Below are 20,747 nucleotides of genomic sequence, written 5' to 3'. Positions count from 1 at the left end.
GATCAGAACAAGGAGCGCGCGGCGGCGCCCGCTGCGTTGACGATCGGGGCCGGGATCAGCCAGAACAGCAGCACCACGGCGCTCGACACGACAAGGACGAAGCTTACGCCCGGAGACATGCGCTCGAACCGCTCGACCGGTGCATCGAAGTACATGACCTTGACGATGCGCAGGTAGTAATAGGCGCCGATTACGCTCGTCACGACGCCGATGACGGCCAAGGTGACGAGATTGGCCTGGATCGCCGCGGCAAAGACGTAGAACTTCGCGAAGAAACCCGCCAGCGGCGGTATGCCGGCCAACGAGAACATCATCATGGCCAGGCAGAACGCGAGCGCCGGATGAGTTCGCGCTAGACCTGAAAGATCGTCGATGGACTCGAACATCACGTTCCCGCGGCGCAGGCCGAGGATCACCGCGAAGGTGCCGAGCGTCATGGCAAGGTAGATGGCCATATAGACCACCACGCCCTGGACGCCCTCAGGCGTACCGGCAGCCAGGCCGATCAACGCATAGCCCACGTTGCCGATGGACGAATAGGCCATCAGGCGCTTCAGATTGCGCTGACCGATGGCCGCGAAAGAACCGAGAGCCATGGAAGCGATCGAGATGAAGACGATGATCTGCTGCCACTGGACCAGGATGCCCGGGAAGGCATCGATGAACACACGGGTCGCCATCGCCATGCCGGCCATCTTCGGAGCGGCCGCGAAGAAGGCGGTCACGGGGGTCGGCGACCCTTCGTACACGTCCGGCGTCCACATGTGGAACGGCACGGCCGAGATCTTGAAGGCGATGCCGGCTGCTACGAAGACGAGGCCCACGACGGCGCCGATGCCGACGTTCCCCTGCAGGACGGAGGCGATGACCGGGAACGACACGCTCCCGCTAAAGCCGTAGACCAGCGAAGCGCCGTAGAGCAGCATGCCCGACGAAAGTGCTCCGAGCACGAAGTACTTCAGCCCGGCTTCCGTCGAACGTTCGTTATCGCGGTCGAAGGCTGCGATGACGTAGGAGGAAAGGCTGAGCAGTTCGAGCCCAAGATAAAGCGCGATCAGATCATTCGCCGAGATGACCATCATCATCCCGATCGTCGATAGCACGATCAGGATCGGGTACTCGAAGCGGTAAATCCCCTCGCGACGCATGTAGTCCAGGGAGAGGATGATGCCGCCGGCCGATGCAAGGAGCGTCAGCGCCTTCATGAACTTAGCGAATCCGTCGATCACGAAGGACCCGGCCATGGTCTCGACCCGCTCCGACGGGAGCATCAGGACCGCCACGAAGGTCACGGCGAGCAGCGCGAGCGCGATGATGCTCATGCCGAAGCCAGGGCGTTCGCCGCGGAATGCGCCGAACAGAACCAGGACGAGAACTCCGACCGCCATCAGGATCTCTGGCAGCATCGGACCGAAAGCGGGAATGGTGAGGGCGGGATTCATCGTGACCTCAGTGTGCCGCGACAGCGGCCGTTTTCACGGTGGCGAGCGCAGCCTGAACGCTGTTCATGAGCGCGTCCGTCGGTGCCGCGAAGGCATCAAGGATCGGGCCCGGCTGTACGCCGTAATAGATGATGAGCAGGATGAGCGGAGCAAACGTAATGATCTCGCGACGGTTCAGGTCCGTGATTCCCTGCAGGGCCGGCTTCTCGAGCGGTCCGTAGACCACACGACGGTAGAGCCACAGCGCATAGGCTGCCGAGAGGATCACGCCGGTCGCCGCGAAGAACGCCACCCAGGTGTTCGACCGGAAGGCTCCCATCAGGGTCAGGAACTCGCCGATGAAGCCCGAGGTCCCCGGCAGGGCCACGTTCGCCATGGTCAGAATGAGAAACACCACCGCATAAAGAGGCATGCGGTTGACGAGCCCGCCATAGGCCTTGATCTCGCGGGTATGCATCCGGTCATAGATCACGCCGACGCTCAGGAACAGCGCCCCGGAGATCAGACCATGTGAGATCATGGTGAACATGGCGCCTTGGATGCCCTGCTCGTTCATGCTGAACAGGCCCATGGTCACGAAGCCCATATGCGCCACCGACGAGTAGGCGATCAGCTTCTTGATGTCCTCCTGCATCAGGGCGACCAGCGAGGTGTAGATAATCGCGATGACGGACAGCGCATAGACCAAGGGAGCGAAATAAAGCGACGCATCCGGGAACATAGGCAGGGAGACTCGGACGAAGCCGTAGCCGCCCATCTTAAGCAGGACGCCTGCCAGGATGACCGAGCCGGCCGTCGGCGCTTCCACGTGAGCGTCCGGCAGCCAGGTGTGAACCGGCCACATGGGCATCTTCACCGCGAAGGATGCGAAGAAGGCCAGCCAGAGCCAGATCTGCAGATTCGGAGCGAATTTGAAGGCAAGCAGCGTCGGGATATCGGTGGTTCCGGCGGCCCAGTACATGGCCATGATGGCCAGGAGCATCAGGACGGACCCGAGGAGCGTGTAGAGGAAGAACTTGAAGCTCGCATAGATGCGGCGCTTGCCGCCCCAGATTCCGATGATGAGGAACATCGGAATGAGACCCGCCTCGAAGAACAGGTAGAAGAGCACCAGGTCGAGAGCGCAGAACACGCCAATCATCGTGGTCTCGAGCACTAGGAAGGCGACGAAGTACTCCTTGACCCGGCTCTCGATCGAATCCCACGAGGCCAGGATGCAGAACGGCATCAGGAACGTGGTGAGCAGCACGAGCGGCATGGAGAAGCCATCGACGCCCAGCTTGAACCGGATCGTCTCGGTCAGCCAGGAATGGCTCTCCACGAGCTGGAACGACGCGGATGCCACGTCGAACCGCGCCCATGCCACGAGCGACAGCAGGAAGGTCGCGACCGTCGTGGCAAGGGCTGCCCAGCGTGCGTTCGAGCGAGCAGCCTCGCTGTCGCCCCGCAGGGTCAGGATGAAAGCCGCTCCGACGAGGGGCAGGATGAGCAGGCCGGAGAGGATGCCGAAGCCGAGCATTAGTGGGCTCCCCTGAAGAGATAGAAGGTCACGAGAGCCGCAACGCCGATCAGCATCGCGAAGGCATAGTGGTAGACGTAGCCCGTCTGCACCCGCACCACGCCGCGCGTCACATCGAGAACGCGGGCCGAGATGCCGTCCGGCCCGAGTCCATCGATGATCCGCTGGTCACCGGTGCGCCAGAAGAAGCGTCCGATCGCCATGGCCGGACGAACGAAGATCGCGTCGTACAGCTCGTCGAAGTACCACTTGTTGAGCAGGAACCGGTACAGGATCGGGTGGTCGGCCGCCAGCTTCGCCGGCTGCTTGGCGTCAATGATGTACATGTAGACTGCAACCAGGAAGCCGAGGATCATCATGATCGTGGGCAGAAGCGGCACCCAGCCCGGAAGATGGTGCATCGTTTCCAGGATGTGGTTGTTCGGCCCCGTGAAGATCGCGCCCTTCCAGAACTCCTCGTAGCCTTCCCCGATGAACGCGCCGTGGAAGATGACGCCGGCGAGAACAGCCCCGATGGCGAGCACGAGCAGCGGCACGAGCATCACGAGCGGGCTCTCGTGCGGAAGGTGCGAGCCATGGTGCCCGTGCGCATGATCGTCATGGCCGTGCTCGTGCTGGGCCTGAGAGCCCGGCTCGACGTCGTGGCCCGACTTATCGTGCTCCACGCCTTCGTGGGCGCTCGGAGCATGGTGCCCATGGCCCCAACGGGCGGTTCCCTCGAAGGTGAGGAAGAACAGGCGCCAGGAGTAGAATGATGTCATGAATGCGGCAACGACCGTGGCCAGAAAGGCGAAGGAGCCTGCCGACGAATGGGCCGCATAGGCCGCCTCGATGATCGCGTCTTTCGAATAGTAGCCTGCCGTGAACGGGAAACCCGTAAGCGCCAGCGTGCCGACCGCCATCATGGCCGTGGTGAACGGTATGTAGCGGCGCAGGGCGCCCATATGGCGGATATCCTGCTCATGGTGCATGGCATGAATGACCGAGCCGGCGCCCAAGAACAGCAGGGCCTTGAAGAAGGCGTGCGTGAAGAGGTGGAACACGCCGGCCCCGTAGGCGCCGACCCCGAGGCCCACGAACATGTAGCCGAGCTGCGAGCAGGTCGAATAGGCGATGACCCGCTTGATATCGTTCTGAACCAGACCGATAGTCGCGGCAAAGAACGCCGTGATGCCGCCGATCACCGTCACGACCGTCAGAGCGGCCGGCGCATATTCGAAGACCGGTGACAGGCGGGCGACCATAAACACGCCGGCGGTCACCATGGTTGCGGCATGGATGAGGGCCGAGACCGGGGTCGGGCCTTCCATTGCGTCCGGGAGCCAGGTGTGCAGCAGGAACTGGGCAGACTTGCCCATGGCGCCCATGAACAGCAGCAGGCAGGCGATCGTCAGGGCGTGCCATTCGATCCCAAGGAAGGTGAAGCGCGCATTCGCAAACTCGGCAACGCGCGGGAAGATCCCGTCGAAGGTCACGCCGTTGAACAGCACAAAGATCGTGAAGATGCCGAGCAGGAAGCCGAAATCACCGACGCGGTTGACGATGAAGGCCTTCATGGCCGCCGCGTTGGCCGAGTCCTTCTGGTACCAGAAGCCAATGAGGAGGTAGCTCGCGAGGCCGACGCCCTCCCAGCCGAAGAACATCTGGATGAGATTGTCCGCCGTCACCAGCATGAGCATGGCGAAGGTAAAGAGCGAGAGATAGGCGAAGAACCGCGGACGGTGCGGATCCTCGTGCATGTAGCCGATGGAATAGAGGTGCACCAGCGCCGACACGGTGTTGACGACGACTAGCATCATGGCCGTCAGCGTGTCGATCCGGAACGCCCAGTCAACCTGGAGATCGCCGACTGACATCCACTGGGCGACCTGGACGCGGGTGGCGCCCTCGCCGAAGCCGACATGGATGAAGGAAACCCACGACAGCACCGCCGCGATGAAGAGCAGTGCCGTGGTGATGAGTTCGCTGGGACGGGCTCCGAGCACACGCCCGAAGATGCCTGCGATGAGGAAGCCGACGAGCGGCAGGAAGACGATTGCGTGATACATTGTCGTTTACTTCGCCGTTCGGGCTCAGCCCCTCAACCTGTTGACGTCTTCGACTGCGATCGAGCCGCGATTGCGGAAGAAGACCACCAGAATGGCAAGGCCGATCGCCGCCTCCGCCGCCGCGACCGTGAGGATCAGCATGGCGAAGATCTGGCCGACGATGTCGTTCAGGTGGGTCGAGAAGGCGACCATGTTGATGTTCACGGCGAGCAGGATCAGCTCGACCGACATCAGGATGACGATCACGTTCTTCCGGTTGATGAAGATACCGAACACCCCGAGCGTGAAGAGCACGGCGGCGACGGTAAGGTAATGGCCTAGTCCGATAACCATTGCGTGCCTCCTTAGATGCCCTGCCGGAAGGGAACCTTCCGAACCTCGACGGCAGTCTCCTGCGTCCTGGCGTTCTGCTTGGAAATGTCCTGGCGCCGGACGCCGACCCGCTCACGCAGGGTCAGCACGATGGCGCCAATCATGGCGACCAGCAGGATCAGGCCGGCTGCCTGGAAAAAGTAGAAGTAGCGGGTGTAGAGCACCTGGCCGAGCGCCTCGGTGTTGGTCATGACATCGGGCGCCGGAATTGGCACGGCTGGCGAGCGAACGAGGCCTGGATCGACCGTATAGGCTCCTACGACGAGGATCAGCTCAAGGAGGAAGATCACACCGATCACGCCGCCGATCGGCAGATACTGCAGGAAGCCCTGGCGAAGCGCGGCGAAGTCCACGTCGAGCATCATGACGACGAAGAGGAAGAGCACCGCGACCGCGCCCACATAGACGATGACCAGGATCATCGCCAGGAACTCGGCTCCCATCATCAGGAACAGACCCGCCGCGTTGACGAAGGCCAGGATGAGGAAGAGCACCGACTGCACGGGATTGCGGGAGGCAATCACCATGAAGCCGGAGGCGATCGTGATCGTCGCGAACAGATAGAAGAAGGCGGCGGTAACCGTCATGTTCAGCTTAAGCCGCCCGAGGCGGCCCCTTCCGACGTGGCGCCGGAGAATCCGGCGGCCTGTCTATAAAATCCGAATCCGACGGGCACAACCCGCCGGACCTGCTTGCTCCCTGCCCTGCGGGCAGAAAGCGTTCTTACCGGTAGGGCGCGGTCTTCGCGATGTTGCGCGCGATCTCACGCTCCCAGCGCTCCCCGTTTTCGAGAAGCTTGGCCTTGTCGTAGTAGAGCTCCTCGCGGGTCTCCACGGAGAACTCGAAATTCGGCCCTTCGACGATCGCATCCACCGGGCAGGCCTCCTGGCACATGCCGCAATAGATGCATTTCACCATGTCGATGTCGTACCGGGTTGTCCGGCGGGTGCCGTCATTACGGCGCGGGCCGGCTTCGATGGTGATGGCCTGAGCCGGGCAGATAGCCTCGCAGAGCTTGCACGCGATGCAGCGCTCTTCTCCATTGGGGTAGCGGCGCAGAGCGTGCTCACCGCGGAACCGGTGTCCGCGGTGGCCCATTTCGAACGGGTAGTTGAGGGTGGCCTTCGGCTTGAAGAAGTACTTCACCGTCAAGATGAAGCCTGAGATGAACTCCTTCAGCAGGAGGGATTGGGCGATGCGGTCGAGGTGCATGCCGATCTCCTTTAGCGGACGCCCGGCGCATTGCCGGTCGCCATCAGGACAGCCGCCACGATGACGACCATGGCCAGCGACAGAGGAAGGAAGACCTTCCAGCCGAGGCGCATGAGCTGGTCGTAGCGGTAGCGCGGAACCAGGGCTTTCACCATGGCGATGAGAATGAAGAGGAAGCTCGCCTTGAGCACGAACCAGATCACGCCCGGCACCCAGGTGAAGGGGGCGAACGGGATCGGCGACAGCCAGCCTCCCAGGAACAGGATCGTGCCCAGCGCACACATGGTCATGATGGCCACGTACTCGCCGAGCATGAAGAGCAGGTACGGGGTGGAGGAATACTCCACCATGTAGCCGGCCACGAGCTCGGACTCAGCTTCCGGCAGGTCGAAGGGTGGACGGTTCGTCTCGGCCATGGCCGAGATGAAGAAGACCACGAACATCGGGAACAGCGGCAGCCAGTACCAGCCGAAGAGGCCCAGGCGTGTGTTCTGCGATTCGACGATGGCCGAGAGGTTGAGCGTTCCGGCGCACATGAGCACCGTGACGATCACGAACCCGATCGACACCTCGTAGGACACCATCTGGGCTGCGGAGCGAAGCGCACCGAGGAACGGGTACTTCGAGTTCGAGGCCCAGCCGCCCATGATGACGCCGTACACGCCGAGGGACGAGATCGCGAAGATGTAGAGAATGCCCACGTTGATGTCGGCGATCGCCCAGCCCGCATTCAGCGGAATGACCGCCCAGGCGGCCAGCGAGAGCGTACACATCACCAGAGGGGCCAGCAGGAACATGCCCTTGTTGGCCGGCGCCGGGATCACCGGCTCCTTCAGGACGAACTTGAGCAGGTCCGCGAAGGACTGGAGCAGCCCCCAGGGACCGACCACGTTGGGGCCGCGACGAAGCTGGACGGCCGCCCAGACCTTGCGGTCCGCATAGAGCGCATAGGCGATGAAGATGAGCAGAGCCACGAGCATGAGCAGGCTCTTGCCCAGCATGATCGCGACTGCGACGAGGATGTCACCAAATTCCATGATCGTTCCTCTTACTCAGCCGCCTCGAGCTTCAGCTCACGGGCGAGCGCCGAGCACTCGGCCATGACGCCGGAGGCGCGGGCAATCGGGTTCGTCAGATAGAAGTCCTTCACCGGACTCGCGAACGGCTCGCGTCCGAGGGTTCCGCCAAGACCGGCAAGGGCTTGAACGGCGGCAAACCCGTCGGCCGCCTGGACCGTGTCGACGGCCGCAAGGTGCGGGTAATGGGCATAGAGTTTCGCCCGCAGAGCATTGAGCGAGTCGAACGGCAGGCGATGGCCCAGCACGTCGGAGAGCGCACGCAGAATGGCCCAGTCCTCACGAGCCTCGCCGGGCGCGAAAGCGGCCCGATTGGCGAGCTGCACCCGCCCCTCCGTGTTCACGTAGGTCCCAGACTTTTCCGTGTATGTGGCGCCCGGCAGGATCACGTCTGCGCGATGGGCGCCGCGGTCACCATGGGTGCCCTGGTAGATCACGAAGGCTCCGGGGGCGATGTCAATCTCGTCTGCGCCGAGATTGAACAGCACGTCCACTTCGCCCTGCACCATGGTCTGAGCGTTCAGACCCCACTCTCCGGGGACCATTCCGAGGTCGAGTGCACCGACGCGGGAGGCGGCTGTGTGCAGGACCGAGAAACCGCTCCAGCCATCCTTGACGGCGCCGACGTCGCGGGCGAGTTGCGCGGCTGCCGAGAGAACGGCCAGCCCGTCGGGACGGGACAGAGCGCCCTGCCCCACGATGATCAGCGGACGCTCCGCCGCACGAAGCTTCTCGATGAAGCTGTGACGACCGCCGGCCAAATCGGCCAGCGTCTCGGGCCCCGCGCCGAGATACTCGTAGGGATAGGTCAGGTCGGCGTGCTCGCCGATCATGGCGATCGGCGGCGGGGCCATGCGCCAGCGCTTGCGGATCCGCACGTTGACGAGCGATGCTTCGATCCGGGGGTTGGATCCCACGATCAGGATCGCGTCCGCATCCTCGATGCCCGTGATGGTGCTGTTGAAGAGATAGGAGCCGCGCCCATAAGCCGGTGTCAGGACCGATCCGTCCTGACGGGCGTCGATATTGGTGACGCCGAGGCTCTGCATGAGGAGCTTCAGCGCATACATCTCTTCCACGGCGGCAAGATCACCTACGATGGCGCCGATGCGCTTCGGATCCGTACCCTTCACCCGACTGGCGATGGTCGCGAAGGCTTCTTGCCAGGATGCGGGACGCAGGCGACCGTTCTCACGCACGAAGGGACGATCCAGGCGCTGCAGGCGCAGGCCATCGACGATCTGTCGGGTCTTGTCCGTGATCCACTCCTCGTTCACTGCTTCGTTCACGCGCGGCAGGATGCGCATGACCTCACGACCACGGGAATCGACACGGATCGACGAGCCGACTGCGTCCATCACGTCGACGGAATCCGTCTTGGTGAGCTCCCACGGCCGATAGTGGAAGGCTTCCGGCTTATGGGTGAGCGCACCGACCGGGCAGAGGTCCGCGACGTTGGCCTGGAGTTCAGAGCCCAAGGCACGCTCGAGATAGCTCGTGATTTCCATGTCCTCGCCGCGCCAGAGGGCGCCCAGGTCTGGCACGCCCGCCACCTCGGCGGAGAAGCGCACGCAACGGGTGCAGTGGATGCAGCGGTTCATGGAGGTGCGCACCAACGGACCGAGATACTTGTCCGTCACCGCACGCTTGTTCTCGTGGTACCGGCTGGTGTCGACGCCGTAGGCCATAGCCTGGTCCTGCAGGTCGCACTGGCCGCCCTGGTCGCAGATCGGGCAATCGAGCGGGTGGTTGATGAGGAGGAACTCCATCACCCCTTCCCGAGCCTTCTTCACCGTCGGAGACTTGGTGGAAATTTCCGGCGGCTCGCCGTTCGGGCCGGGACGGCAGTCGCGCACGCCCCAGGCGCAGGACGCGACCGGCTTCGGAGCCCCCTTCACCTCGACGAGGCACATGCGGCAATTGCCGGCAATAGAAAGCCGTTCGTGGTAGCAGAAGCGCGGAATCTCCGCTCCGGCCGCTTCGGCGGCCTGGAGCAGCGTATATTCCGCGGGAACGTCGACCTCGACGCCATCAACGATGATTTTCGCCATCTTCAATCTCACTCCGCCGCGATCAGGACGGATTCGGAATGCGGGTTTGCCGCGTAATCGTCGATCCGCTTCTCGATCTCGTGACGGAAGTGGCGGATCAGACCCTGAACCGGCCAAGCCGCGGCGTCGCCAAGCGCGCAGATGGTGTGGCCTTCGATCTGGGTCGAGACTTCGAGCAGCATGTCGATCTCGCGCTTCTGGGCGCGGCCCTCGGCCATGCGGGTGAGCACGCGCCACATCCAGCCCGTGCCCTCGCGGCAGGGCGTGCACTGGCCGCAGCTCTCGTGCTTGTAGAAGTACGAGATACGGGCAATCGCTCGGACGATGTCGGTGGACTTGTCCATCACGATCACGGCCGCAGTGCCGAGACCTGACTTCAGGTTCCGAAGCGTGTCGAAATCCATGTAGGCATCGGCAATCTGCTCGGCCGGGACGATCGGGACGGACGAACCGCCGGGAATGACGCCGAGCAGGTTGTCCCAGCCGCCGCGGATGCCGCCGCAATGGCGGTCGATCAGTTCGCGGAAGGTCAGGCCCATGGCCTCTTCCACGTTGCAGGGCTTGTTCACGTGACCAGACACGCAGAACAACTTGGTTCCGACATTGTTTGGGCGGCCGATACTGGAGAACCACGAGGCGCCGCGGCGCAGGATCGTGCCCGCCACAGCGATCGACTCGACATTGTTGACCGTCGTCGGGCAGCCGTAGAGGCCCATATTGGCCGGGAACGGCGGCTTCAGGCGCGGCATGCCCTTCTTGCCTTCCATGCTCTCGATGAGCGCCGTCTCCTCGCCGCAGATATAAGCGCCTGCGCCGTGGTGGACGTAGAGGTCGAAGGGATAGCCGTGGATATTGTCCTTGCCGATGAGCCTGGCCTCATAGGCCTCGTCCACCGCCCGCTGCAGGGCGTGGCGCTCGGCCACGTATTCTCCGCGGATATAGATGTAGGCCGCGTGGGCTCCCATGGCGAAGGACGCGATGAGACAGCCCTCGACGAGGAGATGCGGATCGTTCCGCATGATCTCCCGGTCCTTACAGGTTCCCGGCTCGGACTCGTCGGCGTTCACGACCAGGTAATGCGGACGGCCGTCCGACTGCTTGGGCATGAACGACCATTTCAGGCCGGTGGGGAAGCCGGCGCCGCCGCGACCGCGCAGCCCCGACGCCTTCATCTCGTTGATGATCCAGTCACGGCCCTGCTCGAGGAGGAACTTCGTTCCGTCCCAGGCGCCGCGCATCTTCGCGGCCTGGAGGTCCGGCGAGTGGAACCCATAGAGGTTGGTGAAGATACGATCTTTGTCCTGAAGCATTCCCGATCACTCCATCAGGACGACTTGTTGTCTTTGTCGACGATCACGTCCGGCTTGCTCTCGCTTCCGTCGCGGCGGCTCTCGGCTTGCGCGGGCGGCGTACCGGCGACTGGCGTCGTCGGGCTGCTCGGCACGGCTTCGCCTTCTTTCTTGGGCGACGCCACATAGGACTTTCCGCTCTGCGGGGCCGGCCTCGGCTCGGCCTCGGTGTGCGACCGGCCCTTCGTGGCCGTCGAGGGATCGGCGGCTTCTTTTTGGTCGGTCGGGTTGATCGGCGTCTCGCCTTCCTTGGCGCGCTTGGCCGGGGTGTCGGCCGCATCGCTCTCGATCGGGCGTCCGGCGGTCGGCTTGGCGGCCTTCACATCCTGCGGAATGGACGCCATGGCGGCGGCGGGCTCGGCCGTCTCGGCAGCCTTGGCCTGCTCCTCGAAACGCTTGCGCCAGGCGCCGACCACGGAACCGTCGTAGAGAGCCGGATCCTGAAGGGTGTTCACGGCCTCGAACGGCTCGGACCGGTTGCGGCCGATCTGGGAACCGACCTTCACAGGACGGCCTGCTGCGAGGTCATCGAGGAGCTTCTCGAAGTTCTCGGTGGTCAAGTCCTCGTAATAGTCGTCGTTGATCTGCACCATCGGGGCGTTCGAGCAGGCGCCCAAGCATTCGACCTCGAGCCAGGAGAAGTTGCCGTCGGCAGTCACATGGTTCTGATCGCCGATGCGGCGCTCCAGCACCTTTTTAATCTCGCCGGCACCACGCAGGACGCATGGCGTCGTCCCACAGAACTGGATGAAGTACTTTCCAACCGGCTCGAGGTTGAACATCGTGTAGAACGTTGCCACCTCCATGACACGGATCACCGGCATGTCGAGCTTGGCTGCGACGGCTTCGATGGCCTTACGGGGCAGCCAGCCGCCCGCCTGCTCCTGAGCCTTGCCCAGGAGAGCAATGACGGCAGAGGCCTGCCGGCCGGGCGGATACTTGGCGATTTCCTTCTCCGCGAAAGCTTCGGTCTCTGTGGAGAGGACGAAGCTCTCGGGCTGCATGTCTTCAGGCGCGAGCTTGCGAACGGCCATACACTCTTCTCCTCATCGCCATGGACGGGCATAAGGCCCGGCCATTCGCGACTTGAACTTCTCCAGCACGCCTTAAGAGCGTGGATATCCGCCCCGCGACCGGGGCGGCTTATGCTTTAACGATCGACCTCGCCGAACACGATGTCGATGGAACCCAGAACGCCCGCCACGTCGGCCAGCATGTGGCCACGGCACATGAAGTCCATGCCCTGAAGATGGGCAAAACCCGGAGCGCGCACCTTGCAACGATACGGCTTGTTGGTGCCGTCCGAAACGAGGTAGACGCCGAACTCGCCCTTCGGAGCCTCCACGGCCACATAGACCTCGCCTGCGGGTACGTGGAAGCCTTCCGTGTAGAGCTTGAAGTGATGGATCAGCGCTTCCATCGAGCGCTTCATGTCCTTACGCGAAGGTGGTGCAACCTTGCCGTCGAGGGTCGAGACCGGACCCTGCCCGTCCGGAGCCCGCAGCTTGTTCAGGCACTGACGCATGATCCGCACGGACTGGCGCATCTCCTCCATGCGGATGACCTGGCGGTCGTAGTTGTCGCCGTTCTTGCCCACGGGGATGTCGAATTCCATCTCCTCGTAGAGCGAGTATGGCTGTGACTTGCGCAAATCCCAGGCGACGCCGCAACTGCGAACGATAGCCCCCGAGAAGCCCCACTTCCAACAATCGTCCAGCGTGAGCACGCCGATGTCGACGTTACGCTGCTTGAAGATGCGGTTGCCGATGACGAGGGTGTCAAGATCGTCGAGAACTTGCAGAAATGGGTCGCAAAAGGCCTCGATATCGTCGATCAGCTCCGGCTGGATATCCATGTTCACGCCGCCGGGACGGAAGTAGTTGGCATGCATGCGCGAGCCGGAAATCCGCTCATAGAAGATCATGAGCTTCTCGCGCTCCTCGAAGCCCCAGAGGGGCGGCGTGAGCGCGCCGACGTCCATCGCCTGCGTGGTCACGTTGAGGAGGTGAGAGAGAAGGCGCCCAATTTCTGAGTAGAGGACGCGGATCAACTCGGCGCGGCGGGGGATCTCGATGCCAAGGAGCTTCTCGACCGCCATGCAATAGGCGTGCTCCTGGTTCAAAGGCGCGACATAGTCAAGGCGATCGAAATAGGGATTCGCCTGAACGTAGGTCTTGTACTCGATCAGCTTCTCGGTGCCGCGATGCAGGAGGCCGATATGCGGGTCAACGCGCTCGACGACCTCGCCGTCGAGCTCCAGCACGAGGCGCAGGACGCCGTGGGCCGCCGGGTGCTGCGGACCGAAATTGATGGTGAAGTTGCGGATGTTATGCTCGCCCATGGGTCGCCTCTCCGCTCCTTATGCCTTGGCCTTCTCGTCGCCGGGCAGCACGTAATCAGTGCCCTCCCACGGCGACAGGAAGTCGAAGTTACGGAATTCCTGATTGAGCTTCACCGGCTCATAGACCACGCGTCCCTGCCCGTCGTCATAGCGAACCTCGACGTAGCCGGTCATCGGGAAGTCCTTGCGCAGGGGATGGCCCTCAAACCCGTAGTCCGTGAGGATCCGGCGGAGGTCTGGATGACCAGAGAACAGGATCCCGTAGAGATCGTAAGCCTCGCGCTCGAACCAGTTCGCCGCCGGCCAGAGGCTGACGAGCGATGGCACAGGCGTCACTTCGTCCGCTTCCACCTTCACGCGGATACGGCGGTTATGGTGCGGCGCAAGGAAATGATAGACCACGTCGAACCGCATCTCGCGGGCCGGATAATCGGCACCGCAGATATCGATGAAGCAGACGAAGCGGCATTGCGGGTCGTCCCGCAGGAAGGTCGCCACGCGAATGATATCCTCGCGGCGGACCACGATCGTCAGCTCGTCGAAGGCAATGGCCCGGCTCTCCACCGCCTCGCCGAGGGATGAGGCGATGTAATCGCTCAGGGCTTGGAGATCAGCACTCATGCAATGACCTTATGCTCAGCGCTCGATGGTGCCGGTGCGGCGTATCTTCTTCTGCAGAAGCAGAACCCCGTACAGGAGTGCCTCGGCGGTCGGCGGACAGCCCGGCACGTAGATGTCGACCGGAACGATCCGGTCGCAGCCACGAACCACGGAATAGGAATAATGGTAGTAGCCGCCGCCGTTGGCGCAGGAGCCCATGGAGATGACGTAACGCGGCTCCGGCATCTGGTCGTAGACCTTGCGGAGGGCGGGGGCCATCTTGTTCGTGAGGGTGCCGGCCACGATCATCACGTCGGACTGACGCGGTGACGCGCGCGGAGCGAAGCCGAACCGCTCGGCGTCATATCGCGGCATGGACATCTGCATCATCTCGACGGCGCAACAGGCCAAGCCGAAGGTCATCCACATGAGCGAGCCCGTGCGCGCCCAGGTGATGAGGTCCTCGGTCGAGGTGACGAGGAACCCCTTGTCGGACAACTCCTCGTTGATCGAAACGAAATAAGGATCCGTCGAACCGGCCGGCTTGCCCGTATTCGGGTCAATGATGCCACGCGGCGCGGGAGCGACCAGGGTCGACTGGGTCTCGGAGATCAGTCCCATTCCAGGGCCCCCTTCTTCCACTCGTAAATGAATCCGACCGTCAGCACGCCGAGGAAGATCATCATGGAGATGAATCCGAACCAGCCCAGGTTCCCGAAGGTAATGGCCCACGGGAACAGGAATGCAACTTCGAGGTCGAAAATGATGAATAGGATGGCGACGAGATAGAACCGCACGTCGAACTTCATGCGGGCATCGTCGAAGGCGTTGAACCCGCATTCGTAGGCGGACAGCTTCTCGGTATCCGGACGACTGTAGGCGACGATGAAGGGCGCCACGAGCAGCGCGACCCCGATCAGGAGCGACACGCCAATGAAGATTACGAGAGGCAGGTAGTCGGCGAGGAGATTCGTCATACGACACCTAGAACGAACTGAGCTCGGCCCACGGCCGGCAATCTGAAACGCATTTAGGCCTCAGAAAGGCCCGACAAAAGCCCCTGCGACAACACGCTGATTGCGCGGTTGGCTTAGCTGAGTTCCCTTTCGCTGACAAGTGTTTGCACTGCCGCAAAAAGAACCATTCCAAACTACGACGTGGCCCTTTCCGCTGCGCTTGCAGCCTTTCGGTTGGCTGCGGCCTCTGCCTGGCCGGCAGCGGCCTCCGCTCTGGCCTTGGCCTCGCACTTGGCTCGAATCTTGTCGAGCTCTTCCTGGGTCAGGTGTTCGATACCGATGAACACGTTCTGGGCCGCGCTGGCCCGGATCAATTCGTCAAGCTTGGCCTGAATGGCCGCGCCATCGCGATTCTGGGTATTCTGGATCAGGAACACCATCAGGAAGGTCACGATGGTGGTCCCGGTGTTCACGATCAGTTGCCAAGTGTCGGAGAACCCGAACAGGGGTCCGCTGACGCCCCATAACAGGATTACGACGAGGCATAGGCCAAAGGTCATGGGTCGCCCCGCCACCTGGGCCACCCAGTTGGAGAAGCTTGTGAACCATCTGGACGTCACCATACGCGACCTCTCACCTGCCTTTCGATAACGCCCAGCTTCGCCAAACGTCTCAATACCGTGTGGAGAATGCGCCCGGAGGGGAAAAGTGCCGCTTCCTCGGAGCTTGAGCGCCATTGACCGGACGGAGCAGATCGAGGATCCGCTGATCGCGGCCCCTGAGACACTGGCGATTTAATGAGGAAAGTGGCGCGGGCGACGGGGCTCGAACCCGCGACCTCCGGCGTGACAGGCCGGCACTCTAACCGACTGAGCTACGCCCGCGCAATGGACCGCCGAAGCGGTGTGGGTGCGGTTTAAGGGTGCCCCCGACCCCTGTCAAGGGTTCAATGCACTCATTTCGGCATGCCTGCCCGAAACCGATTCCCTTTGGGTGCCGCGGCTCCAAAGGGCGGGAGAATGGCCAAGACCGGGTTATTCTCCAGCTGGCGCTTCACCTGACGTTTTCAGAGATGCGAGCACGCGGTCACATTCATAGAGATCGTCGAGGGCTGCCCGCAATCCGCGGAGAGCCTCGGAAGAGAGCCCGTGCTGGGGAGGCATCAAGGCCCCCTCTTCCTCGTAAGATTGGCCGCCGTCTGCGACCTCACCCGCCTCGGCGTCTTGTGCCGGTTCCGTCTGGAGGGCCGGAACGCTCTGTTCCCCCCGGCCGACACCCTGGACGAAGCGAACCCCTTCTTCCTTCAGGATCCGCTGAACACCCTTGATCGTGTAGCCCTCTCCATAGAGGAGCTGCCGAATACCTTTGAGCAGATCGACATCGTCCGGACGATAATAGCGACGCCCGCCGCCGCGCTTGAGAGGCTTGATATGATTGAATCGGGTTTCCCAAAAGCGCAGCACATGCTGAGGGACGTCGAGGTCCTCGGCAACCTCGCTAATCGTGCGGAATGCGTCGGGGCTCTTGTCCATGACGCCGCTCGTCATAATCGGATCAATCCTCGCCTTCGAAGGTCTCACCGTTGATATGAGCCTTCAAGACGTTCGAGGGCTTGAACACCATCACGCGACGGGGATCGATTGGGACCTCGACACCGGTCTTGGGATTGCGGCCGACGCGCTCGCCTTTGCTGCGCACGATGAACGAGCCGAACGAGGAGAGCTTCACCGTCTCGCCGGCGGCCAGGCTGTCGCAGATTTCAGCCAGCACCCGCTCCACCAGTTCAGCCGATTCGGTCCGCGAGAGTCCAACCTTCTGATAGACGGCCTCGCTCAGATCCGCTCTCGTTATCGTCTTGCCAGCCATTGAGCTCCCCAGCGCGAATGAGTTCGTTGGTCTTGTCGTCCCGGACGACGCTATGCAGATGGCTCCCTACGGTCAACCGCCAAGGTCCAAAATACCGGATACCACCGGAGTGGGTGCCCGTCCGCGCTACCAGCGGATCAAAGCGCTTCCCCAGGTAAACCCGCCACCGATCGCTTCGATCATCACGAGATCCCCATCCTGGATGCGCCCGTCTCTTCTTGCGGCATCCAGGGCCAAGGGAATTGAAGCCGCCGACGTATTGCCGTGCCGGTCCACGGTAATGACAACCTTCTCGGGAGCGATTCCGAGCTTGTCTGCACTGGCCGTGATGATGCGCTTGTTGGCCTGGTGGGGAACGAACCACTTGAGCTCCTCGGCGCTCGTCCCCGTCGCCTTGAAGGCATCCTGCACCACATCCGCCACCATCCCGACTGCGAACTTGAAGACCTCTCGGCCCTCCATCTTCAGCACGCCAGTGGTCTTCGTCGAGCCCGGTCCACCGTCGACGTAGAGCTTGTCCCGGTAGCGGCCGTCGGAACGGAGATGGGACGTCAGCACGCCGCGATCGGCTGACGTGCCCTCCCCCTCCTGGGCCTCGAGGACGATCGCCCCCGCCCCGTCGCCGAACAGCACGCAGGTCGTGCGGTCGTTCCAGTCGAGGATGCGGGAGAAAGTCTCGGCGCCGATCACGAGCGCACGCCTGTGCGAGCCGGACTGAAGGAACTTGTCCGCTGTTGCGACGGCATAGACGAACCCTGTGCAAACGGCCTGGAGGTCGAAGGCCGCTCCGTGTGTCATGCCGATTCCGGTCTGGATCATCGTGGCGGTCGACGGAAAGGTATAGTCCGGCGTCGAGGTGGCACAGATGACGAGATCGATATCGTTGGCGGTGAGCCCCGCATCGGCCAGGGCCGCTTCGGCGGCTTTGATCCCCAGAACGGATGTGGTCTCGTCATCTTCGGCGATGTGGCGCTCCTCAATGCCAGTCCTCTGCACGATCCACTCGTGCGAGGTTTCGACCAGCTTCTCGAGATCCTGGTTTGTCAGCTTGCGCCTCGGCAGATAGGAGCCGATGCCGCGTACGACGGAACGGGTGCGTTTCAAGATGCGCCTTCCTCAGGCCGGTTGGCCGACCGGATCATGATCCAACATGCTCCGGATTGTGTTCATCAGTTCAAAATGCGCCATGTCGTAGGCCACGTCGATGGCGCTGGCGAAGCCGAGATCGTCCGTCCCGCCATGGCTCTTGACGACGACCCCCTCCAGACCGAGGAAGACGCCGCCATTGACCTTGCGCGGGTCCATCTTGTCCCGAAGAGCGTTAAAGGCTTGTTTCGCAAACAGATAGCCGATCTTCGCCATCAGGGTCCGGCTCATGGCCGAGCGCAGGTACTGGGCGATCTGCTTGGCCGTTCCCTCGGCCGTTTTCAAGGCAATGTTGCCCGTGAACCCCTCGGTCACGACCACGTCGACCGTCCCCTTGCCGAGATCGTCGCCTTCGACGAAGCCCCGGTAGTCGAGGTGCGGAGGGTTCGATTCCTTCAAGATCCGGCTGGCTTCCTTCACAGCCTCGATCCCCTTGATCTCTTCCGTGCCCACATTGAGGAGCCCAACAGACGGGCGATCGAGGTCGAAGACGATGCGCGCCATGGCGGCCCCCATGATTGCCATGTCGACAAGATGCCCGGCATCCGCCCCGATGGTCGCGCCGACGTCGAGCACGATGCTCTCGCCCCGCATTGTCGGCCACATGCATGCAATTGCCGGGCGTTCGATATGCGCCATGGTCTTGAGGCATACCTTGGCGGTCGCCATCAGCGCCCCGGTATTGCCGGCCGAGACGGCCGCATCCGCCTCTCCGTCCCGGACGGCCTGGACGGCGCGCCACATGGACGACTTTCCTCGTCCCATCCGGATCGCCTGGCTGGGCTTCTCGTCCATCGCGATCGCGATCTCCGTATGGCGAAGCTCGGTGGCGTCCTTCAGCTTGGGATGAGCCTTCAGGAGAGGCGCAACAACTGTCTCATTTCCGAACATCAGGAAGCGAAGATCGGGATGGCGCTCCAAGGCCAAGGCTGCGCCTGGGATCACGACCGGGGGCCCGTGATCGCCCCCCATCGCGTCAAGCGAAATACGCACCGGCTTCGGCATGAACGATTGTTCTTTCTTTATAAGTCATTCAACAGGGGGCGGAAAATAGCGGTTTGCAGCCTCATCGCAACTGAATTCTGGATTGGCGACGTCAACCCGATCGATGCCCTGACCGCCACGGCCGCCAGTCCCTACTCCGGTCCCTTCAGCTTGTTCAAGGCGGCGAACGGGGAATCCTTCTCGTCCGCAGGATCCCGATAGCTGAAGTCAACGCCGGGCTTGCGAGGATAGGGGTCCAGCCCGAGGGCCAGGAACTCTGCGGTCAGCGCGCCAAGGTCGATCTGGCCGTTCACGATCTCGTCCGGCGGCTCATATTCGTTGATATCGGTCGGGGGCTCCGCCGGCATCCCCGAAGATTCGGCGAAGTCCACTTCGACCTCCTCCTCAATTGTCGAATCGAAGGGGTCGAGGGTCATCACGCAGATCTGCGTGATCGCAGCCCGGACCAGGCCCGTCACATGGATCCCCTTGGCGGACGCCTGGAGCTGGTAGTCTCCCGAGAGAGCCTGGATTCCGGGTAAGCCGAAATCCCGGGCCAGCGCGGCGCATTCCTCGGCGGTCGCCTCCACCTGCACGTCCTGCCCTCGGGGCGGGATCTTCATGACGTCGATGAGCCGCGACAAAGGCCCCACGGTGTCGGGTGTCATCAGGTTGCCTCCTTAAGCAAAGGTCTCGGGCTCCGGGAAGACGGGACCCGTCTTGAGGAGCGTGTCCAGGTCCAGCGCCCTCAGCCCCTGGTCGGCTGCAAGGGCATAACGCGCCAGGGGGGTGGCCGGTGCCTCGCTGCCGTATACGTTGCGCCCGAGGGCAACGGCCAGACCGGCCTCGTCGGACACATTCAGTGGCGCGTCATAGGCATGGGCGCGGCCGTAGAAGGACTCCGCGACCTTCTTCATCCGCTTCGGCACGACCGTGTCGCCGACGCCCATTTCCCGCAGGGACGCGTCCATGTCGCGGAAGAAGGCGTCCGTCAGGTCCTTGGCGACCTCGTCGGCCGGGGACGGGAGTGCGCGAAGGGCGCGCAGGATCATCACCATATGCAGCGACAGGGCTTCGAACCGCCCTTCGAGGGTATCCGGGACGCCAAGTGCCGCATAAAGCCCCGGGCTGCGCGATCCCGTCGCGATTCTCTTGTAGAGGGTCGCGATCATGGTTCGCCGGGGATCTTTGCCGAAGAGACTGACGATCACGGCTTTGCCCTTCCAAGCTTGTCAAAATCGTAACCTCGGGTTACGCCATCACGATCCGTAGGCGCAAGCTCATCCGCGCCGCATTCCTGGAAGAACCGTACGATGCGTCGATATCATACTCTTTTGGTACGCTTGGCTACTGCCACCGTACTCGCCTCGTCCCTGGCCGCCTGCACGGTGGGCGAAGAATTCCAGCGCGGCTATGTCGTGGATGAACGTGCCATCGCGTCGGTGAAGAAGGGAATGAGCGCCGATCAGGTCCTTCAGACCCTCGGATCGCCGTCGACGGTGTCCACGGTGGGCAATCGCAACTGGTATTATATCAGCCAGAAATCGCGCCGTACCCTGCAGTTCATGGGCGAGCAGGTGGTCGATCAGCAGGTCACCGCCGTCTATTTCGATCAGGGCCTGCGGGTCGAGCGTGTCGCCCTTTACGGCCTTCAGGACGGCAGGGTCTTCGACTTCATCAGCCGCACCACCCCGGCCGGCGGCGAAGAATCCAACTTCCTCGGCCAGATCTTCAAGGGCGTGGGCAACTTCAACCCATTCAGCTGATCGCACGGCTGCAAGCGAA

General features: G+C 62.7%; 22 protein-coding genes and 1 tRNA gene. 1 reads left to right on the top strand and 22 read right to left on the bottom strand.

All coding sequences use genetic code 11. The features are described 5' to 3' along the window. Positions 1–2: 2 nt before the first annotated feature. The 22 genes from nuoN to HPT29_RS12625 form a co-directional block, all read right to left on the bottom strand. Positions 3–1,442: an NADH-quinone oxidoreductase subunit NuoN gene (nuoN, locus tag HPT29_RS12730; RefSeq protein WP_173950492.1), complete on the bottom strand. Its 1,440-nt coding sequence runs from the start codon at positions 1,440–1,442 to the stop codon at positions 3–5. Between the two features lie 7 nt (positions 1,443–1,449). Then, positions 1,450–2,961 carry an NADH-quinone oxidoreductase subunit M gene (locus tag HPT29_RS12725; RefSeq protein ID WP_173950491.1) on the bottom strand — a complete coding sequence of 504 codons (1,512 nt, stop codon included), beginning with the start codon at positions 2,959–2,961 and terminating at the stop codon, positions 1,450–1,452. Beyond that, the gene (gene nuoL, locus HPT29_RS12720; protein WP_173950490.1) at positions 2,961–5,009 is read right to left on the bottom strand and encodes an NADH-quinone oxidoreductase subunit L; all 2,049 of its coding nucleotides are present in this window, start codon (positions 5,007–5,009) and stop codon (positions 2,961–2,963) included. Before nuoL ends, HPT29_RS12725 begins: the two co-directional genes overlap by 1 nt. A gap of 24 nt (positions 5,010–5,033) precedes the next feature. Next, positions 5,034–5,342 carry an NADH-quinone oxidoreductase subunit NuoK gene (nuoK, locus tag HPT29_RS12715; RefSeq protein WP_173950489.1) on the bottom strand — a complete coding sequence of 103 codons (309 nt, stop codon included), beginning with the start codon at positions 5,340–5,342 and terminating at the stop codon, positions 5,034–5,036. An 11-nt stretch (positions 5,343–5,353) separates the two neighbouring features. Further along, a complete protein-coding gene (locus HPT29_RS12710) occupies positions 5,354–5,968 on the bottom strand; it encodes an NADH-quinone oxidoreductase subunit J (protein ID WP_173950488.1) in 615 nt (204 codons plus the stop codon). A gap of 136 nt (positions 5,969–6,104) precedes the next feature. Next, entirely contained in the window at positions 6,105–6,593 is a 489-nt protein-coding gene (gene nuoI / locus HPT29_RS12705; protein WP_173950487.1) for an NADH-quinone oxidoreductase subunit NuoI, read from the bottom strand. Between the two features lie 11 nt (positions 6,594–6,604). After that, positions 6,605–7,630, bottom strand: a complete 1,026-nt coding sequence (gene nuoH, locus HPT29_RS12700) for an NADH-quinone oxidoreductase subunit NuoH (protein WP_173950486.1) — start codon at positions 7,628–7,630, stop codon at positions 6,605–6,607. A gap of 11 nt (positions 7,631–7,641) precedes the next feature. Next, positions 7,642–9,720 (bottom strand): NADH-quinone oxidoreductase subunit NuoG, encoded by a 2,079-nt coding sequence (gene nuoG, locus HPT29_RS12695; RefSeq protein ID WP_173950485.1) that lies wholly within the window; start codon positions 9,718–9,720, stop codon positions 7,642–7,644. 8 nt (positions 9,721–9,728) lie between these two features. Beyond that, a complete protein-coding gene (gene nuoF / locus HPT29_RS12690) occupies positions 9,729–11,030 on the bottom strand; it encodes an NADH-quinone oxidoreductase subunit NuoF (protein ID WP_173950484.1) in 1,302 nt (433 codons plus the stop codon). Positions 11,031–11,044: 14 nt separating this feature from the next. Beyond that, the gene (gene nuoE, locus HPT29_RS12685; protein WP_173950483.1) at positions 11,045–12,103 is read right to left on the bottom strand and encodes an NADH-quinone oxidoreductase subunit NuoE; all 1,059 of its coding nucleotides are present in this window, start codon (positions 12,101–12,103) and stop codon (positions 11,045–11,047) included. A gap of 116 nt (positions 12,104–12,219) precedes the next feature. Beyond that, positions 12,220–13,410 (bottom strand): NADH-quinone oxidoreductase subunit D, encoded by a 1,191-nt coding sequence (locus HPT29_RS12680; RefSeq protein ID WP_173950482.1) that lies wholly within the window; start codon positions 13,408–13,410, stop codon positions 12,220–12,222. Between the two features lie 18 nt (positions 13,411–13,428). Then, complete coding sequence (locus HPT29_RS12675; protein ID WP_173950481.1) at positions 13,429–14,031, bottom strand: NADH-quinone oxidoreductase subunit C; 603 nt, start codon at positions 14,029–14,031, stop codon at positions 13,429–13,431. A 15-nt stretch (positions 14,032–14,046) separates the two neighbouring features. Further along, positions 14,047–14,631: a NuoB/complex I 20 kDa subunit family protein gene (locus HPT29_RS12670; protein ID WP_173950480.1), complete on the bottom strand. Its 585-nt coding sequence runs from the start codon at positions 14,629–14,631 to the stop codon at positions 14,047–14,049. Further along, positions 14,622–14,987 carry an NADH-quinone oxidoreductase subunit A gene (locus HPT29_RS12665; RefSeq protein ID WP_036351452.1) on the bottom strand — a complete coding sequence of 122 codons (366 nt, stop codon included), beginning with the start codon at positions 14,985–14,987 and terminating at the stop codon, positions 14,622–14,624. The genes HPT29_RS12670 and HPT29_RS12665 overlap by 10 nt, the downstream gene beginning before the upstream one ends. A gap of 173 nt (positions 14,988–15,160) precedes the next feature. After that, positions 15,161–15,589, bottom strand: coding sequence for a low affinity iron permease family protein (locus HPT29_RS12660; protein ID WP_173950479.1), 429 nt, complete (start codon positions 15,587–15,589; stop codon positions 15,161–15,163). Between the two features lie 184 nt (positions 15,590–15,773). Further along, a tRNA-Asp gene (locus tag HPT29_RS12655) sits at positions 15,774–15,850 on the bottom strand. Between the two features lie 150 nt (positions 15,851–16,000). Next, the gene (locus tag HPT29_RS12650; RefSeq protein WP_173950478.1) at positions 16,001–16,498 is read right to left on the bottom strand and encodes a MerR family transcriptional regulator; all 498 of its coding nucleotides are present in this window, start codon (positions 16,496–16,498) and stop codon (positions 16,001–16,003) included. 22 nt (positions 16,499–16,520) lie between these two features. Further along, positions 16,521–16,832, bottom strand: coding sequence for an integration host factor subunit alpha (locus HPT29_RS12645; RefSeq protein WP_009491113.1), 312 nt, complete (start codon positions 16,830–16,832; stop codon positions 16,521–16,523). 126 nt (positions 16,833–16,958) lie between these two features. Continuing rightward, a complete protein-coding gene (locus HPT29_RS12640; protein WP_173950477.1) occupies positions 16,959–17,936 on the bottom strand; it encodes a beta-ketoacyl-ACP synthase III in 978 nt (325 codons plus the stop codon). A gap of 12 nt (positions 17,937–17,948) precedes the next feature. Next, the gene (plsX, locus tag HPT29_RS12635; protein WP_173950476.1) at positions 17,949–18,983 is read right to left on the bottom strand and encodes a phosphate acyltransferase PlsX; all 1,035 of its coding nucleotides are present in this window, start codon (positions 18,981–18,983) and stop codon (positions 17,949–17,951) included. 131 nt (positions 18,984–19,114) lie between these two features. Beyond that, a complete protein-coding gene (locus HPT29_RS12630) occupies positions 19,115–19,630 on the bottom strand; it encodes a YceD family protein (protein ID WP_173950475.1) in 516 nt (171 codons plus the stop codon). Between the two features lie 12 nt (positions 19,631–19,642). Further along, positions 19,643–20,173 carry a ubiquinol-cytochrome C chaperone family protein gene (locus tag HPT29_RS12625; protein WP_173950474.1) on the bottom strand — a complete coding sequence of 177 codons (531 nt, stop codon included), beginning with the start codon at positions 20,171–20,173 and terminating at the stop codon, positions 19,643–19,645. 102 nt (positions 20,174–20,275) lie between these two features. Here HPT29_RS12625 and HPT29_RS12620 point away from each other — a divergent pair, with 102 nt between their 5' ends. Then, entirely contained in the window at positions 20,276–20,728 is a 453-nt protein-coding gene (locus tag HPT29_RS12620) for an outer membrane protein assembly factor BamE (protein WP_173950473.1), read from the top strand. Positions 20,729–20,747: the final 19 nt, after the last annotated feature.

Source organism: Microvirga terrae, from assembly GCF_013307435.2.
GTDB lineage: Bacteria > Pseudomonadota > Alphaproteobacteria > Rhizobiales > Beijerinckiaceae > Microvirga > Microvirga terrae.
This window is presented reverse-complemented; position numbering and strand designations above follow the sequence as displayed.

Excerpts from the sequence above, each read along its gene's own strand:
- nuoG (WP_173950485.1), bottom strand. The coding sequence starts at position 9,720 with ATGGCGAAAATCATCGTTGATGGCGTCGAGGTCGACGTTCCCGCGGAA.
- HPT29_RS12645 (WP_009491113.1), bottom strand. The coding sequence starts at position 16,832 with ATGGCTGGCAAGACGATAACGAGAGCGGATCTGAGCGAGGCCGTCTAT.
- HPT29_RS12725 (WP_173950491.1), bottom strand. The coding sequence starts at position 2,961 with ATGCTCGGCTTCGGCATCCTCTCCGGCCTGCTCATCCTGCCCCTCGTC.
- nuoK (WP_173950489.1), bottom strand. The coding sequence starts at position 5,342 with ATGGTTATCGGACTAGGCCATTACCTTACCGTCGCCGCCGTGCTCTTC.
- HPT29_RS12680 (WP_173950482.1), bottom strand. The coding sequence starts at position 13,410 with ATGGGCGAGCATAACATCCGCAACTTCACCATCAATTTCGGTCCGCAG.
- HPT29_RS12665 (WP_036351452.1), bottom strand. The coding sequence starts at position 14,987 with ATGACGAATCTCCTCGCCGACTACCTGCCTCTCGTAATCTTCATTGGC.
- nuoH (WP_173950486.1), bottom strand. The coding sequence starts at position 7,630 with ATGGAATTTGGTGACATCCTCGTCGCAGTCGCGATCATGCTGGGCAAG.
- nuoI (WP_173950487.1), bottom strand. The coding sequence starts at position 6,593 with ATGCACCTCGACCGCATCGCCCAATCCCTCCTGCTGAAGGAGTTCATC.
- nuoN (WP_173950492.1), bottom strand. The coding sequence starts at position 1,442 with ATGAATCCCGCCCTCACCATTCCCGCTTTCGGTCCGATGCTGCCAGAG.
- HPT29_RS12670 (WP_173950480.1), bottom strand. The coding sequence starts at position 14,631 with ATGGGACTGATCTCCGAGACCCAGTCGACCCTGGTCGCTCCCGCGCCG.
- nuoE (WP_173950483.1), bottom strand. The coding sequence starts at position 12,103 with ATGGCCGTTCGCAAGCTCGCGCCTGAAGACATGCAGCCCGAGAGCTTC.
- HPT29_RS12650 (WP_173950478.1), bottom strand. The coding sequence starts at position 16,498 with ATGGACAAGAGCCCCGACGCATTCCGCACGATTAGCGAGGTTGCCGAG.
- HPT29_RS12710 (WP_173950488.1), bottom strand. The coding sequence starts at position 5,968 with ATGACGGTTACCGCCGCCTTCTTCTATCTGTTCGCGACGATCACGATC.
- HPT29_RS12620 (WP_173950473.1), top strand. The coding sequence starts at position 20,276 with ATGCGTCGATATCATACTCTTTTGGTACGCTTGGCTACTGCCACCGTA.
- HPT29_RS12630 (WP_173950475.1), bottom strand. The coding sequence starts at position 19,630 with ATGACACCCGACACCGTGGGGCCTTTGTCGCGGCTCATCGACGTCATG.
- HPT29_RS12660 (WP_173950479.1), bottom strand. The coding sequence starts at position 15,589 with ATGGTGACGTCCAGATGGTTCACAAGCTTCTCCAACTGGGTGGCCCAG.
- nuoL (WP_173950490.1), bottom strand. The coding sequence starts at position 5,009 with ATGTATCACGCAATCGTCTTCCTGCCGCTCGTCGGCTTCCTCATCGCA.
- HPT29_RS12675 (WP_173950481.1), bottom strand. The coding sequence starts at position 14,031 with ATGAGTGCTGATCTCCAAGCCCTGAGCGATTACATCGCCTCATCCCTC.
- plsX (WP_173950476.1), bottom strand. The coding sequence starts at position 18,983 with ATGCCGAAGCCGGTGCGTATTTCGCTTGACGCGATGGGGGGCGATCAC.
- nuoF (WP_173950484.1), bottom strand. The coding sequence starts at position 11,030 with ATGCTTCAGGACAAAGATCGTATCTTCACCAACCTCTATGGGTTCCAC.